Consider the following 15,951-nt stretch of genomic DNA (forward strand, 5'->3'; position numbering starts at 1 on the left):
AGCAATTTTCATGCCGCATTTATCGATTTAACACTTTCGGCGGTTCAAAGCGTGCAACCGAGGTCACATTTAACCTGGTTGCACAAAGTTGCAACATAGGTGATATTGCTGCCACGCAAGCGTTGAATCACTACTTTTGAGGACGAGGACATCATGGGAACGACTACCATGGGGGTGAAGCTGGATGAAGCCACCCGCGATCGCATTAAACTGGCGGCGCAGAAGCTTGACCGCACATCACACTGGCTGATCAAGCAGGCCATTTTTAATTATCTGGAGCAGCTGGAAGCCGGTGAATCCGTGCCGGAAATTCCGCAGTTGCTGATTGATGCCGCCGGTGATGAAAGCGTGCCCGACGAGGCGCTGCAGCCTTTCCTCGACTTCGCCGAACATATTTTACCGCAGTCAGTCAGCCGCTCAGCGATCACCGCTGCATGGCGTCGTCCGGAAACGGATGCGGTGCCAATGCTGCTGGAACAAGCGCGTCTCCCTGCCCCGCTGGCCGAGAAAACCCATCAGCTGGCTTACAGCCTTGCCGATAAATTGCGGCACCAGAAAGGTGCAACCGGCCGCGCCGGCATGGTGCAAAGCTTGCTGCAGGAGTTCTCACTCTCCTCGCAGGAAGGCGTGGCGCTGATGTGTCTGGCGGAAGCGCTACTGCGTATTCCGGATAAGCCGACGCGTGATGCGTTAATCCGCGACAAAATCAGCAATGGCAACTGGCAATCGCATCTTGGCCGCAGCCCGTCGATGTTTGTTAACGCCGCCACCTGGGGCTTGCTGTTTACCGGCCGTCTGGTCTCTACCCATAATGAGGCTAATCTGTCGCGCTCGCTCAATCGCATCATCGGTAAAAGCGGCGAACCGCTGATCCGTAAAGGCGTGGACATGGCGATGCGCCTGATGGGCGAGCAGTTTGTTACGGGTGAAACCATCGCCGAAGCGCTGGCCAATGCGCGCAAGCTGGAAGAGAAAGGGTTCCGTTACTCATACGACATGCTGGGCGAAGCGGCGCTGACCGCTAGCGATGCCAAAGCCTATTTGGTTTCCTATCAGCAGGCGATTCACGCCATCGGCAAAGCGTCGAACGGGCGCGGTATTTATGAAGGTCCAGGCATCTCCATCAAACTGTCAGCGCTGCATCCGCGCTACAGCCGCGCGCAGTATGAACGCGTGATGGACGAACTCTACCCGATCCTCAAATCCCTGACGCTGCTGGCGCGCTCGTATGACATCGGTATTAACATCGATGCGGAAGAAGCCGATCGCCTTGAGCTGTCGCTCGATTTGCTGGAAAAACTCTGTTTTGAACCGGAGCTGGAAGGCTGGAACGGCATCGGCTTTGTGATTCAGGCGTATCAGAAGCGCTGTCCGTTCGTGATTGATTCGCTGATTGATTTGGCGCAGCGCAGCCGTCGCCGTCTGATGATTCGCCTGGTGAAAGGCGCGTATTGGGACAGCGAAATCAAACGCGCGCAGATTGAAGGTCTGGAAGGCTATCCGGTCTATACCCGCAAGGTGTACACCGACATCTCTTATCTGGCATGCGCGCGCAAATTGCTCGCGGTGCCGAACCTGATCTATCCGCAGTTTGCTACCCACAACGCGCACACGCTGGCGGCGATCTACCAGCTGGCGGGCAATAACTATTATCCAGGCCAGTACGAATTCCAGTGCCTGCACGGCATGGGTGAACCGCTGTATGAGCAGGTTGTCGGTAAAGTGGCCGATGGCAAACTGAACCGACCGTGTCGTATTTATGCGCCGGTCGGTACCCACGAAACGCTGCTGGCGTATCTGGTGCGTCGTCTGCTGGAGAACGGTGCCAATACCTCCTTCGTTAACCGCATCGCTGATAATACCTTGCCGCTGGATGAGCTGGTCGCCGATCCGGTGGCCGCCGTGGAGAAGATGGGCGTCGCGGAAGGCGCGATTGGTTTACCGCATCCGAAAATCCCGCTGCCGCGCGATCTGTATGGCGCCAAACGCGCTAACTCCGCCGGTCTGGATATGGCCAACGAACATCGTCTGGCGTCGCTCTCCAGTGCCCTGCTCAACAGCGCCAGCCAGCCGTGGATTGCCCAACCGCTGGTAGAAGGTGAATTGGGCGAAGGCGTCAGCCGCCCGGTGCTTAACCCTTCTGCACCAGCAGATGTGGTGGGCAGCGTGCGTGAAGCCACTGAAGCCGAAGTCTCGGCTGCACTGGATGCGGCAGTCAATGCCGGTCCAATCTGGTTCGCGACGCCACCGCAGGAGCGTGCCGCGATTCTGGAGCGTGCCGCCGAAGCAATGGAAGGCCAGATGCAGCAGCTGATTGGCCTGCTGGTGCGTGAAGCCGGTAAAACCTACAACAACGCCATCGCCGAAGTGCGTGAAGCGGTTGATTTCCTCTATTACTACGCTGGCATGGTACGCGACGATTTCGATAACGAAACCCATCGCCCGCTTGGTCCGGTGGTGTGCATTAGCCCGTGGAACTTCCCGCTGGCGATCTTTACCGGACAAGTTGCCGCAGCGCTGGCGGCGGGTAACAGCGTGCTGGCAAAACCGGCGGAGCAAACGCCGCTGATTGCCGCGCAGGCGGTGCACATCCTGCTGGATGCCGGCGTACCGGCTGGCGTGTTGCAACTGCTGCCGGGCCAGGGCGAAACCGTGGGTGCGCAACTGACCGGCGACGAGCGCGTGCGCGGTGTGATGTTCACCGGTTCAACCGCGGTGGCGACATTGCTGCAGCGTAATCTGGCCGGTCGTCTCGATCCTCAGGGACGTCCGACGCCGCTGATTGCCGAAACCGGCGGCATGAACGCGATGATCGTGGATTCCTCAGCGCTGACCGAACAGGTGGTGGTGGATATCGTGGCTTCGGCCTTTGATAGTGCCGGTCAACGCTGCTCGGCGCTGCGTCTGCTGTGCGTGCAGGACGATGTGGCCGATCACACGCTGAAAATGCTGCGCGGTGCGATGGCCGAGTGCCGCATGGGCAACCCGGAACGTCTCTCGACCGACATTGGTCCGGTAATCGATGCCGAAGCTAAAGCCAACATCGAACGTCACATTCAGGCGCTGCGCAATAAGGGCTTCACCGTCTATCAGGCGGCGCAGGAGAATCCGCAGGACAGCAAAGAGTGGAACAGCGGCACCTTTATCAAGCCGACGCTGATCGAGCTAGATCAGGTGAGCGATCTGGATAAAGAGGTGTTTGGTCCGGTGCTGCACGTGGTGCGTTTCTCGCGCAATAACTTGCCGCAGCTGGTTGAGCAGATTAACGCGTCGGGTTACGGCCTGACGCTCGGCGTGCATACCCGCATCGATGAAACCATCGCGCAGGTTACGGCGAGCGCTAAAGTCGGCAACCTGTATGTAAACCGCAATATGGTGGGTGCGGTCGTTGGCGTGCAGCCGTTCGGCGGCGAAGGCTTGTCGGGCACCGGTCCAAAAGCCGGTGGTCCGCTCTATCTCTATCGCCTGCTGGCCAACCGTCCAGATGGCGCGCTGCGTATCACCTTTGATCGTCAGGATGCCGAGCGCCCGGTGGATAGCACGGTGCGTGCCGAGCTGATGCGTGCGCATCAGGCATTGCAGCAGTGGGCGCAGGATAAGCCTGAGCTGCTGGCGCTGTGTCAGCGTTACGACGAGCTGGCGCAGGCCGGTACGGTGCGTCTGCTGCCGGGCCCAACCGGCGAGCGCAATACCTTCACCTTGCTGCCGCGCGAACATGTGCTGTGCATCGCCGATAACGCAGAAGACGCGCTGACGCAACTTGCGGCGGTAACCAGCGTCGGCAGTCAGGCCATCTGGCAGGATGATGAGCTGCATCGTGCGCTGCGTACGTCTTTGCCTGCTGCAGTGCAAGCGCACGTCAAGCTGGTGAAGGATGCGCTGGCGGCGGAGTTTGATGCGGTGATTTATCACGGTGATGCCGATCAGCTGCGCAGCCTGTGTGAGCAGGTCGCGGCACGCGATGGCGCGATTGTCTCGGTGCAGGGCTTCGCCCGCGGCGAAACCAATCTGCTGCTGGAGCGTTTGCTCATTGAGCGTTCACTCAGCGTCAATACCGCCGCTGCGGGCGGTAATGCGAGTTTGATGACCATCGGTTAAGACGCGCAATAAAGTGCGCCGCTACAGTCAGTGCATGATTTGGTAGCGGCGCGATTCATCGCGTGAATTTTCAGGCCGCAGACTTATTCCGCTTAAACCCGATCAGCGTTGGAAACACAAACAGCGACTGCCCCAATCCACGATTCGTCACCTGCCACACCGCCACCGAACACAGCGAACAGATGCCAACAATCGCCAGCGGATAGAAACAGGCCCACAGAATGGAGAACCATGCTTGCTCAAACAGGTGATGGCGCTGGGCGAACAGAATCGCCGACATACCGAAGAACTCAATGAAGATGCGGTGAATCACGTAAATTTGCAGCGTGTTGCGCCCAACCCAATTCAAGTAACTCATCTTGAAACGCGCGTTCAACCAGCGACACGCCGCCACGCTACCCAGCACCGCAAGGATGCACAGGAACAGGCTCTTATCCAGACCAAAGATGATATGCAGGCCCGAGACCGCCGCCAATATCGCCCACGGCACAATGTTGTCACGACGCCATTCACTGAGACGCAGCATCATCGGGCTCCAGAATGCCCCCAGCAGGAAGAACAGGAAATACTGCGCCACGCTTTGTGGCCCCCAATACGGAATGATCTTCTCCACCGCCAGATAGTTGAGCGCAATCGCCACCACCAGCAACGCCACTTTCTGCTGTTTAAAGATCTTGGCGCACAGGAAATAGAGCGCCAGGCCGTAGAGATACCACGAGGTGCTCATGGCGAGGAATGTCAGCTTTAAGAACTCCAGCAGCGAACCGGCATACGCCGCGTTGAGGTTCTGTGAAATACGCTGCCCGGTGATCTCGGTTGAGATGCCAACAATCGACCACCACTGAATAAAGCCCCACAAAATATAGAGATAAAACAGGTTGGTGATGCGACTGGTAAACACCTGTTTCCACGGCCGATTTAAAATACCGTTAGTGGCTAATAAGCCCGAAACAAAGAAAAACGCCGGCATACGCAGCGGCGATAATACGGTATTAAACTGCACCCATATTTCTGCCGGGATCCAACCAGCCGTCAATAATTTCACCGTGCCTTCGAATCCAGGTAATACGGTGTGATACAACACCACCAGTAATATGCAGGCTCCCTTGAGGGTATTTATCCATGCGATATCTTCTTTCCTGGCGCTATTCATATGATGACTCCCGCTGCTGTTGCTGTGTAGGTCTTAAAGAAGAAGGATGAGGAAATAAGCGTTGTAGCATTTATGATTATTAAACGATTATTCAACAGGCAGGGCGGGCATGATGTAGCGAAAGTCCTAAATGTTTTTTTGTGGTCCTGATATAACAATACTTTACACATCCAGACAAAAATAGAACCCTGAGCAGGCTAAGGAAATTTGTCTTAATTTGAGTCACTAAAAGAGAATTAAGTAAAATAAGTGTGATCGTTGTCGCGCAGGGAAATTAAGAACAATCCACCCTTTCTTATGCCAGATTAAATTCAAATTCTAAATGTGGATTTATTTAATGTGCCAAATGGATAAGCAGGAATATTAGCGTTGTGCTAAGCGATTTATTACCGCACATTCCGTAGCGGTGCGATTTATCGCGCAATGAATTGCGCCGCTACGGAATGTGCGGCGCGTGATCAACAAAGTTATTGCAGCGGTGCGCTTTTGCTTTCGAGCGCAGGTTTGCGCAGCAGGCGCGGATAGAGAAACAGCATGCGGCCCGGACCACGGTTGAGCAGCGTCCACACCAACAACGAAATACTGGTACACAACGCAACGCCGATAATTGGCATCAGTAGCGCCCATGCCCAGCTAAAGACGGTATGGTCAAACCAACCATAATGCACCGCCAGCACAATCGCACTCAGCCCCAGCAGCTCAATAAAGATACGGTGCAGCACGTAGATTTGCAGCGTGTTACGGCCAATCCAGTTAAGCCACGCCATATTGAAATGTTCATTGAGCAAGCGGCACAGCACAATGCCAAACACGATGGTCAGCAAGCTGTAGAACGGATTCTTATAGATGCCGCCGACATGGTGCAGCAGGCCAATCAGCGCAATGCCGCCCAACATCAACCAGTGCTGACGCTTCAGTTCGCTCAACTCGATCAACGCCTGGCTGAAGAACACGCCGAGCAGGAAATAGAGATAGTTCTGCGCCACGCTGGCGGGTCCCCAGCCGGGAATCAGGCTAAACTGCGCGGCGTAAGTCGCGACAATCGCCAGCGCCATCAAGGCCATCTTCTGTTTGTGGAACAGCTTGGTGAACAGGAAGAATCCGGCCAGCGCGTAGAGATACCAGAGGCTCGTCATTGAGGTCATCAGCAGCTTAACGAACTCAAACGGCGTGTCCGCATAGGCGGCGTTTTTAGTGCTGGAGAGCCGTTCCCCGAGATGGGTGGAGATGTAGTGAATGCTCAGCCACTGAATGACGCCCCACAGCAGGTAGAGATAGACGATGTTGCTGAACTTCTTGGTGAACACCTCTTTCCAGCTCTTTTTGGTGATTGAACTGGCAGCCAGCAAACCGGAGACAAAAAAGAAGGCCGGCATGCGCAGCGGCGACAGATAGGTGTTAAACGCCACCCACCAGTGCGCTGGCATCAGCCCAGCCGTGAGATGATGCAGCGAAGGCGCGAACGTGGTGATGATGGAATGGTGTAATACCACCATCAAAATGCAGCCCCCTTTGAGCGTGTTGATCCACAGGACCTCTTTCCTGGCAGTTGTCATTGCTATGTCCTAATTGCGCCATGAATTTGTAAAGAATTATTTATATTTACAAAGATGTCTCAATCGGGACTTTCCTAATAAGAAATTACCATAATTCATGTCGGGTACTGGTGAAATTTAAACGTTAAAATTCAAATGTTTATTAAATTCAGGTAAATTGATTTTAGGAAAATACTGAGAAGAAAAATACCGGGAGAGATAAGAAAAGCGTCGCCCTTATCAGGCGACGCTGGGGATTATTGGTTAAGAAACTTGTCGAGAAATTGCCGGGTACGCGCCTGCTGTGGATTGCTGAACAGCGCTTTTGCTGCGCCCTGCTCCACGATGCGTCCCTGATCCATAAAGATGGCGCGATCCGCGACGTCGCGCGCAAAGCTCATCTCATGGGTGACGATCACCATGGTGCGTTTCTCCTGCGCCAGCGCGCGAATGGTGTTGAGCACCTCGCCCACCAGCTCAGGATCAAGCGCCGAGGTCGGCTCATCAAACAGAATCACTTCCGGACGCATCGCCAGCGCGCGGGCAATCGCCACACGCTGTTGCTGTCCGCCGGAGAGACGACGCGGAAAACTCTCTTCCTTGCCGTGCAATCCCACTTTTTCCAGCAGACTGCGCGCACGCGCGATGGCTTCCGCCTTCGGCTCGCCCTTGACGATCACCGGCCCTTCAATGATGTTCTCCAGCACCGAGCGGTGCGGGAACAGATTGAAGTTCTGGAACACAAAGCCAACCTGCTGACGCAACTGGCGCACCAGCTGTTTTTGCTTGTTAAGGCCGAGCGCCGCATCAATGGCAATATCGCCAACTTTGATACGTCCGCTTTCAGGCACTTCCAGCAAATTGATACTTCGCAACAGCGTGGTTTTACCGGAGCCGCTTGGCCCGATAATGGCCACCACTTCGCCTGGTGCCACGTCGAGATCGATGCCGTGCAGCACCGTCTGGCCGTGAAACTGCTTCACCAGCTGACGGACTTCAATTGCACTCATTTGCCCTCCCGATCCTGTCGATTCACATGCGCTTCGAGGCGATTTTGCAGCGCCGACAGCACGGTCGCCATCACCCAGTAAATCAGCGAGGCCGCCAGATACATGGTGAACACTTCCAGCGTACGTGAGGTGATCAGCTGCGCCTGACGGAACAGCTCCGGCACCTGAATGGTGGCGGCCAGCGAGGTATCTTTCACCAGGCTGATAAAGCTGTTGCCCAGTGGCGGCAACGCGGTGCGCGCGGCCTGCGGCAGGATCACGCGACGCAGCGTTTGCCACGGCGTCATGCCGATGCTGGCAGCGGCTTCCCACTGCCCGCGCTCAATCGCGGCAATCGCACCACGCAGTGATTCAGAGGCGTAAGCGGCGGTATTCAGCGACAGACCAATCATCGCCGAGGGAATCGGATCCAGCTCGATACCAAACTGCGGCAGACCGTAATAGATCATAAACAGTTGGGCGATGAGCGGCGTGCCACGGAAAATCGACACGTAGATGCGTGCCAGCCAGTTGATCGGCCAGAAGTGTGACAGGCGCATCAGCGCCAGCACGAAGCCGAGTATCAGGCCGAAGAACATCCCGCCGATACTCAACTGCAGCGTGAACAGCGCGCCTTTCAGTAAGAATGGTGCTGAATCCAGCACCAGTTGTAAGCTTTCCTGCATTATTTAGTGACGTCCGCGCCGAACCATTTTTCAGACAGTTTGCTCAGCGAGCCATCTTTCTGCATGTCCGCAATGGCGGAGTCGATCGCTTTCAGCAGATCGTCGTTGCCTTTACGCAGCGCCACGCCCGATTCCAGACGGGAGAAGGCCGGGCCCGCTACCGCCATGGTGTCGCCGGTTTTCTTCACCAGATCCAGCGCCGCCAGGCGATCAACCAGAATGGCGTCTAAACGGCCTGAACGCAGATCCTGATACTTGGTTGGGTCATCATCATAGGTACGCACATCGGCTTTCGGCACATTATCCTTCAGCCACTGTTCGTAGTTGGAACCGAGACCGACGCCGACTTTCTTGCCGGCCAGATCGTCTGGCTTGGTGACGGTTGCTGCGTTTTTCTTCAGCGTCAGCGCCTGCACGCCAGAAATGGTGTACGGCGTGGAGAAGTCATACTTTTTCTTGCGCTCTGGCGAGATGGTAACCTGATTGATCACCACGTCAATGCGTTTGGAATCCAGCGACGCCAGCATGCCATCCCATTTGGTAGGACGCAGATCGGCTTTCACACCGAGGTGTTTCGCCAACTCCTGCGCGAACTCCACTTCAAAACCGGTGAGTTGGCCTTTTTCGTCCTGGAAGCTGAACGGCGGATAAGTGCCTTCCAGACCGACGCGCAGCTCGCCTTTACTCTTTACTTTTGCCAGCAAATCTTCAGCGGCGAAGGATTTAACGTTAACGCCCGCGACCAGCGCGACCGCCATCATGCCCATCACCATTTGGCGACGAATTGGAGAGAAAGTCATGTTTACCCCATTTATTGTGATGTGTTGTTGTGTGCTTTGTTAGGCCGCCACCGACGGCGACCGTTTCTAAATAACCGCCGGATTATAAACCGTTTTTACGTTCTGTCTCAGACCGAAGGGTGATAAGCAAATAACGCCGGCGATCCCCCGGTGTGCACGAACAGCAATGGACCTTCACGACGGAAGCGATTTTGCGCAATACCATCGATTAATCCCGCCATCGCTTTGCCGGTATACACAGGATCGAGCATGATGCCTTCCAGCCGCGCCAGCAGTTTCACCGCCGCCATGCCCTCTTCGTTCGGCTCGCCGTAACGCGGCGCGAAGTAATCATCCCACAAGGTGATCGGCGCTTTGGCCTGCACTTCCAGCTGCTCTGCCAGCGCGCTGCGAATGCGCTCCACCACCGGCAACTGCGCCTCAACTTTGCGCGACACGGTAACGCCGACCAATTCGGTTTCGGGCAGCAGCTGTTCCAGACCCACCGCCAGGCCCGCGTGCGTGCCGGCGCTGCCGGAAGCGACCACCACCGCGGCAAAATCCACCACGCCTTCGCTTTGATGCGCAATCTCCTGCGCGCACTCAACGTAGCCGAGCGCACCGAGCGCGTTGGAACCGCCGACCGGCACAATATACGGGCGGAATCCCTGCGCTTCGAGGTGTTCGGCCTGAGCGGCCAGCTGTTCAGTGGGATTGTGCAGCGCATCAACCATGACGATTTCCACATCCATCAAATCAAGCATCAGGCGATTGCCGTTGCTGAGGTAGTTTTCTGACGTGGTGCCAATCGGGTTTTCCAGCAGCGCCACGCACTTCAGGCCGAGCTTCGCCGCCACGGCGGCGGTTTGACGCACATGGTTAGATTGAATGGCGCCCGCCGTCAGCAGCACATCCGCGCCTTCGCGCAGCGCATCCGCAGCCAGGAATTCGAGTTTACGCAGTTTGTTACCGCCGAGGGCCACCGGCGTGAAGTCATCGCGCTTAATAAAGATATCGCGACCAAGATAGTCAGAAAGCCGGGGCAAATGCTCAAGCGGCGTTGGTGCACCGAGTAATTCAAGACGGGGGAACTGGTGCAGAAGATGTAAGGACAATGCAGCCTCCATTCGGGCAATGTGCAGTTATCCATACAGTGTTGCAGAAGATGAGAAAAGTCGCACCCGGAATTCACCGCGTGCTGCCCTTGTTGCTGTCATGCTCGACAACAACAAGGGTGGGATCTCCCTCAGCCCTGCTGCCAGCCTAAAAACTGGTCATATTTGCGCAGTGCGATGCGGTAATTGTTATTGCCCGCATCAGGCAGATCGTTCTCCAGACATTCATGCCAGCTATTGCCCCGTAAACGATCGGCCGGGAAATTTTTCGCCTTCAGCATGTCATCAAGCCGACGCAAACGTACCACATACTCACGTATGGTACTGTGGCTCATCTCGGTCTGCTCAAACAGGTATTGCTTAAACGCCATAATGTCGAAGTAATTCGGATGGGTATTACAAAATATATCGCTGCAGAAACGACACAAGGCGGTCAATTCTGGCTGGAGTTTCATCCACACCTGATCGTCAATCATTTGGTCCATGCGTGCGATGGCCTCTTTATTGATGATCTGGCCGCGAAAGACTAACGCCATACGATCTAAAACTTTGCCACAGTGTGAACAATTGCTTTGGCTGTGCTTATAGTCTTTAAGATAGCGACTTAACGGTCTGGCTTTAACTTTGGCTCCCATTGCTGAGTCCCCGGTTTTATTGTTTTTTTCGATCGCCAGGAACTGAGACTGTTAGCGCGCCCCCGATAATCGGGCACGCAGGCGTTTGATCGCCTGACTGTGCAGTTGACTGACGCGGGATTCCCCCACTTCCAGCACCGCGCCAATCTCCTTCAGGTTCAGTTCTTCCTGGTAGTACAGTGTGAGCACGAGTTTTTCACGTTCAGGCAAGGCCTCAATCGCTTCAATCACGCGGTCACGTAGGTTTCCTTCCAACAACTGATGAAGCGGGTTGGCTTCCTCATGCCCCTCCGTCACCAGCTCCGCACTGTCGCCGTGTTCTTCCCGATACTCGTCGTAGGAGAAGAGTTGGCTGTTGTTGGTATCGAGCAAAATCTGCCGATACTCCTCCAGCGAAACATTCAGTCGCTCAGCCACTTCCTGCTCAGTAGCCGAGCGCCCCAACGCTTGTTCTACCTGATGCATGGCACCTGCCACTTCGCGCGCATTTCTGCGTACGCTGCGTGGTGCCCAGTCGCGACTGCGCAGCTCATCCAGCATTGCTCCCCGGATACGCTGCACGGCGTAGGTAGTAAAGGCGGTGCCCTGTAGCGCATCGTAGCGCTCCACGGCATTTAATAAGCCAATGCCACCGGCCTGCAGCAGATCGTCAAGCTCAACGCTGGCTGGCAAACGAACCTGCAGGCGCAGCGCTTCATGCCGCACCAGAGGAACGTAGCGCTGCCAGAGCGAATGTTTATCCATCACGCCATCGGCGGTATAGAGATCGTTCACGTTGACTACCCTGCGTTAGTAAAGTTATCGGCATGATTATCCAATTCTGTAGGGGTTTTGATTGGCAGAATAGGCGGGCAAAAGCGAGGTTATTTCAAATTTGTTATGGATGGCGGTGGATCGCACCGCCATCCGCGCGGGCGTTAGCGCAAATTACGCAGTCTTTCCCGCGTGCCAGGCGGCACCGCGTCCCATAATGCGCAAACTTTGCCCTCAAGTGCCTGATAAAAAGGGGTAATCAACGCTTCAGTTTCCAGCGCAGGATTAAACAGCACCTGACCGGTTTCCGCGTTGATGCTTATCATTTTGTTGATAAACAACCGCTGCAGGTCGCTACGCAGGAATAAGCCGTTATCGGCGCTGTTATCCGCCAGAAAGCCCTCTTCGTTCTCTTGCGTGTCGATGTAGCAGGCTTCCACCCACGGCCAGCTGTGACGTTCGGTCAGCTGCGTGCCGGTGATAATGCAGGCGCCGTAGCGCGCTTTTACCGCCGAGGTGAACTCCGCCTGGCTGGAGCGCTGCAGCACTTTAGCTTTTACGCGGCGTCCGACTTCGGTGCCGGGCATCACGCCACTCGGCACTTTGTATTGCGGCGTGCTCAACACCACCAGAAACTGGATTTTGCGCGACAGCGGGAAGCACGGATGCGCCTGCGCATCGAACAGCTGCCAATACTCATCCTCTTCGGTCTGCCGCATCAGCACCAGCTTAAAGCCCCGGCTGTTGAGCAGATTCTGCGCCGCTGCCGAATTGGGATCGAGCATGGCAAACACCTGGGTTTCGCCGACCACTTTCCAGCGCCCTTCTTTGCGCGCTTCGTCGTTGCGCCGGAAGTAGAGAAACGCCTGCTGGTTTTTCAGGTAGTGCTCAAAGCGACGCAGATAATTTTTGCGCTCGTTGTCGTCCGAGACAAACAGCAGATCCTCGATCGGGCTGTTAATCTCCTCCTGCGCGAACAGCGCGCGGATCACCAAATTGCGAAAGCTGGTCGACGGGCTCAGCAACCCGCGTGCGGTAAGCTCTTTTTCGTCGGGATGCTGCTGCGTGTAGCGCAGGGCAATCTCTTCGAAAGTCAGTAGCTCACCCGGTAACAAGTCATAATTGAAGCGCATAGACACCCCAGAAACGGAAAAATGTGGTTCAAAAATTGGAATGATTCTGAGGAAAGTTATCGGCAATCTGGGCGAGGACTGTAACAAGGTGGTTACTTTTCTGAGGAAGTAGTGCAGCAGCTAAAATCGTCCATTCCCCTGCGTATGAATTTGTTTTAGGTCAGCAGGATTTATCGTCCGAAAAAGCCCCGGTGAAAACCGGGGCTAAACATCATGCTGCTTTCAACCGTTGCAGACGCTTTTCACGGCGAATCTTACGCTCTTCAAATACCGCCACCATCGCCATTAAGGCGATACAGCCGATCGCGGCGGCATCCAGCGCCGCAAAGGTCCCGGCCCAACCGGTTAAGCCAAAGATGGGCGTGCCATCGGCGATCATTCCCAAGCCTAACTTGGCGAAGCTGTCACCAATCAGGTAAGCAAAGGTGCCTTTGATGCCATCGGCGGCGCCAATGGCTTTTTTCGGCACAAAGCCGACAGCGGCAACGCCAATTAACAGCTGCGGACCAAACACCAGGAAGCCCAAGGCAAACAGCGACGCCAGATAAACATACTGATTGCTGGCATGTTGATAGATACCAAGCGTGGCGATAATCAACGCCAGCGCCACGCATGCCACCAGCGCACGACGACCATTCGCCAGATCCGACAACCAGCCCCACAGCAGCGTGCCGACTAACGCACCGACTTCAAACAGCGTGAAGCCCTGAATCGCCACCTCTTTTGACAGTTTTAATTCCTGGAAGGCATACACCGTCGACCACTGATCGATACCAATGCGCACCACGTACAGGAAGATGTTGGCGAAGCACAGCAGCCAAATCACTTTGTTTTTCAGCACGTACTCGACAAAGATCTGCCATTTGGTCATTGCCTGATCTTCGGTCTCTTTGTCCTCTTCACTGATCTCTTCGCCAAACAGTTCCTCGGCTTTGCCCAGACCGTAAGATTCAGGTGAATCGCTGCCGTAGCGCAGACCGATAAAACCGACCACCAGGGCGATCAGTGACGGGAACACAAACATGCCGACCACATGCCCATCGAACAGGTAATTGGCACCAAACAGCGCCACCCCCGCTGCACCTGCGCCGCCCAGGTTGTGCGAAATATTCCACATCCCCAGATAGCTGCCGCGTTTCCGGCGCGGCGTCCATTTGGTGATGGTGGAATAACTACAGGAGCCGCCGGTACTTTGGAAGAAGCCGCTCAGCGCATAAAACGTGATCATCAGGAACAAACTCACCGAGCCCGCGCCCATGCTGGCGCTGAAGCCCAGCATGCAGATGGCCGAGAGGATCAGCATAAACGGCAGGAACTGCTTGGTATTTTTCCCATCGGCGTAATAGGAGACCAGCGTTTTACCGACGCCGTACGTGATGGAGAAGCCGAGGCCAATCATCCCCAACTGCGTCATGCTGAGTCCGTAGGTGGTGATCATGTCGTTCTGCGCAATGTTGAAATTTTTGCGGATCAGATACATGGTCAGGTAGCCGATAAAGACCACCAGATAGGACTGCATAAAGGGTTTGAACCACATCTTGCGCCGCTCTTCGAGCGACAGATTCAGGGTCGGCTTGCGCACCTGATTTAAGAAAGCCAGCATGGAGTGCTCCTGATTAATAACCTGCGTGATGGCAGGCATTGTAAAAATCAGCAGCAGTTTCGGCCTGAGACAACCGCCCGGCGCAACCGGGAAAATTTCTTAGTTTTGTCGATGTAAGGGTAAAAAGCGGGGATGCATCACACTTCCTCGCGCTGGCGCGGCGTTTGAGCATGCAGGAATGGCAACAGCAGCAAGGCCGAAATGCCCGCCGCGCAGGCGATGATCGCAAAGAAACCGTTCCAGTGCCAGACATCGATCACCCGTGCCAGCGGCCAGCCGGAGAGCGATGCGCCCAGATAGGCAAACAGGCCAACAAAGCCGGTCGCCGCGCCCGCCGCGTCTTTATGCGAACACTCCGCCGCCGCCATGCCAATCAACATCTGCGGCCCGAAGACAAAAAAGCCGATGGTAAAGAAACACGCAGCCTGCATCACGTAGCTGGCAAACGGCATCAGCCACAGCGATCCCACTGACAGCAAAATGCCGGCGGCAAAGATCAGGTTCATCGGGCCACGATTGCCGTTGAACAATTTATCCGATCCCCATCCCGCCACTAACGCGCCACCGAAGCCACCGAGTTCAAACATGGTCACCGCCGAGTTGGCCGTCACCAGATTGACGCCCAGCGTCTCGGACATATAGAGATTGCCCCAGTCGTTAATCGCGGCACGCACCACGTAAACCAGCACGTAACACAACGACAGCAGCCAGATGTAAGGGTTGAGCAGCACATATTTGGCAAGGATCTGTTTGTGACTCAGCCCTGCGCCCTCTTGCTGCTGGGCGATCTCCAGCGCATCGTGGCGCCAGTCACCGACCGGCGGTAAACCCACGGTTTGCGGGCGATCGCGCAGGCGCCAGCAGAGAAAAATACCAGCGACGATCGCTAATCCGCCCGCGATCATCATGCCGGCGCGCCAGCCATAATGCAGCGCGGCGGCACCCACGATCATCGGGATCAGCGCACCGCCAACGTTTTGTGCTGTGTTCCACAGCGCCCACCAGCCGCCGCGTTCGGTGCGGGAAAACCAGCTGGTTAGCAGACGCGCACAGACCGGCGATCCCCATCCCTGGAAAAAGGCATTTAACACCCACAACACGGCGAAAACCCACAGCGACGTGGAGAAGCCAAACAGAATATTCACCACGCCTGTCGCTATCAGCCCGATGCCCATGAAGTAGCGCGCGTTAGAGCGGTCGCTGACGATGCCAGAGAAAAACTTCGACAGGCCGTAAGTGATGTAAAACAGCGTCGCCAGAAGGCCGATATCCGTGCGCGTCATCACGCCCGCCGCCAGAATTTCCGGCGACGCGGCGTTGAAGCTTTTACGGGTGAAATAGAACAGCGCATAGCCGAGCCAGATGGTGATCATGATATGGCGCCGCCAGTAGCGATAGCGCGCATCAATGGTCGCTTTATCCCCGATCGGCTGCGCGCTGGCTGGCGCTTTGAGAAATCTGAACATCATCTT

General features: G+C 55.7%; 12 protein-coding genes. 1 reads left to right on the forward strand and 11 read right to left on the reverse strand.

What is annotated here, in order from left to right:
- Positions 1-153 precede the first annotated feature (153 nt).
- The gene (putA, locus tag MWH02_RS21395) at positions 154-4,098 is read left to right on the forward strand and encodes a trifunctional transcriptional regulator/proline dehydrogenase/L-glutamate gamma-semialdehyde dehydrogenase (RefSeq protein WP_222182747.1); all 3,945 of its coding nucleotides are present in this window, start codon (positions 154-156) and stop codon (positions 4,096-4,098) included.
- 70 nt (positions 4,099-4,168) lie between these two features.
- Here putA and MWH02_RS21400 read toward each other — a convergent pair whose 3' ends face one another.
- From MWH02_RS21400 to MWH02_RS21450, 11 genes are all read right to left on the reverse strand, one after another.
- The gene (locus MWH02_RS21400) at positions 4,169-5,251 is read right to left on the reverse strand and encodes an acyltransferase family protein (protein ID WP_271461426.1); all 1,083 of its coding nucleotides are present in this window, start codon (positions 5,249-5,251) and stop codon (positions 4,169-4,171) included.
- 467 nt (positions 5,252-5,718) lie between these two features.
- Positions 5,719-6,807: an acyltransferase family protein gene (locus tag MWH02_RS21405; protein ID WP_217546296.1), complete on the reverse strand. Its 1,089-nt coding sequence runs from the start codon at positions 6,805-6,807 to the stop codon at positions 5,719-5,721.
- Between the two features lie 236 nt (positions 6,808-7,043).
- Positions 7,044-7,796 (reverse strand): L-cystine ABC transporter ATP-binding protein TcyN, encoded by a 753-nt coding sequence (tcyN, locus tag MWH02_RS21410; RefSeq protein ID WP_064739083.1) that lies wholly within the window; start codon positions 7,794-7,796, stop codon positions 7,044-7,046.
- The gene (gene tcyL / locus MWH02_RS21415) at positions 7,793-8,461 is read right to left on the reverse strand and encodes a cystine ABC transporter permease (RefSeq protein ID WP_064739084.1); all 669 of its coding nucleotides are present in this window, start codon (positions 8,459-8,461) and stop codon (positions 7,793-7,795) included. Before tcyL ends, tcyN begins: the two co-directional genes overlap by 4 nt.
- Positions 8,461-9,261: a cystine ABC transporter substrate-binding protein gene (tcyJ, locus tag MWH02_RS21420; protein WP_271461427.1), complete on the reverse strand. Its 801-nt coding sequence runs from the start codon at positions 9,259-9,261 to the stop codon at positions 8,461-8,463. Before tcyJ ends, tcyL begins: the two co-directional genes overlap by 1 nt.
- A gap of 107 nt (positions 9,262-9,368) precedes the next feature.
- Positions 9,369-10,355, reverse strand: coding sequence for a D-cysteine desulfhydrase (locus MWH02_RS21425; protein ID WP_222233611.1), 987 nt, complete (start codon positions 10,353-10,355; stop codon positions 9,369-9,371).
- 131 nt (positions 10,356-10,486) lie between these two features.
- Entirely contained in the window at positions 10,487-10,990 is a 504-nt protein-coding gene (gene fliZ / locus MWH02_RS21430; RefSeq protein ID WP_007891377.1) for a flagella biosynthesis regulatory protein FliZ, read from the reverse strand.
- Positions 10,991-11,041: 51 nt separating this feature from the next.
- On the reverse strand, positions 11,042-11,764 hold the full coding sequence (locus MWH02_RS21435; protein ID WP_007891379.1) for an RNA polymerase sigma factor FliA: 723 nt from the start codon (positions 11,762-11,764) through the stop codon (positions 11,042-11,044).
- A gap of 143 nt (positions 11,765-11,907) precedes the next feature.
- Positions 11,908-12,876, reverse strand: a complete 969-nt coding sequence (locus tag MWH02_RS21440) for an HNH endonuclease signature motif containing protein (RefSeq protein WP_101764045.1) — start codon at positions 12,874-12,876, stop codon at positions 11,908-11,910.
- A 211-nt stretch (positions 12,877-13,087) separates the two neighbouring features.
- Positions 13,088-14,479, reverse strand: a complete 1,392-nt coding sequence (gene uhpT, locus MWH02_RS21445; RefSeq protein WP_256696734.1) for a hexose-6-phosphate:phosphate antiporter UhpT — start codon at positions 14,477-14,479, stop codon at positions 13,088-13,090.
- A gap of 137 nt (positions 14,480-14,616) precedes the next feature.
- Positions 14,617-15,945: an MFS transporter gene (locus tag MWH02_RS21450; protein WP_271461459.1), complete on the reverse strand. Its 1,329-nt coding sequence runs from the start codon at positions 15,943-15,945 to the stop codon at positions 14,617-14,619.
- Positions 15,946-15,951: the final 6 nt, after the last annotated feature.

It is taken from the genome of Pantoea leporis, from assembly GCF_028048155.1.
GTDB classification, from domain to species: domain Bacteria; phylum Pseudomonadota; class Gammaproteobacteria; order Enterobacterales; family Enterobacteriaceae; genus Pantoea; species Pantoea leporis.

Excerpts from the sequence above, each read along its gene's own strand:
- putA (WP_222182747.1), top strand. The coding sequence starts at position 154 with ATGGGAACGACTACCATGGGGGTGAAGCTGGATGAAGCCACCCGCGAT.
- MWH02_RS21400 (WP_271461426.1), bottom strand. The coding sequence starts at position 5,251 with ATGAATAGCGCCAGGAAAGAAGATATCGCATGGATAAATACCCTCAAG.
- MWH02_RS21405 (WP_217546296.1), bottom strand. The coding sequence starts at position 6,807 with ATGACAACTGCCAGGAAAGAGGTCCTGTGGATCAACACGCTCAAAGGG.
- tcyN (WP_064739083.1), bottom strand. The coding sequence starts at position 7,796 with ATGAGTGCAATTGAAGTCCGTCAGCTGGTGAAGCAGTTTCACGGCCAG.
- tcyL (WP_064739084.1), bottom strand. The coding sequence starts at position 8,461 with ATGCAGGAAAGCTTACAACTGGTGCTGGATTCAGCACCATTCTTACTG.
- tcyJ (WP_271461427.1), bottom strand. The coding sequence starts at position 9,261 with ATGACTTTCTCTCCAATTCGTCGCCAAATGGTGATGGGCATGATGGCG.
- fliZ (WP_007891377.1), bottom strand. The coding sequence starts at position 10,990 with ATGGGAGCCAAAGTTAAAGCCAGACCGTTAAGTCGCTATCTTAAAGAC.
- MWH02_RS21440 (WP_101764045.1), bottom strand. The coding sequence starts at position 12,876 with ATGCGCTTCAATTATGACTTGTTACCGGGTGAGCTACTGACTTTCGAA.
- uhpT (WP_256696734.1), bottom strand. The coding sequence starts at position 14,479 with ATGCTGGCTTTCTTAAATCAGGTGCGCAAGCCGACCCTGAATCTGTCG.
- MWH02_RS21450 (WP_271461459.1), bottom strand. The coding sequence starts at position 15,945 with ATGTTCAGATTTCTCAAAGCGCCAGCCAGCGCGCAGCCGATCGGGGAT.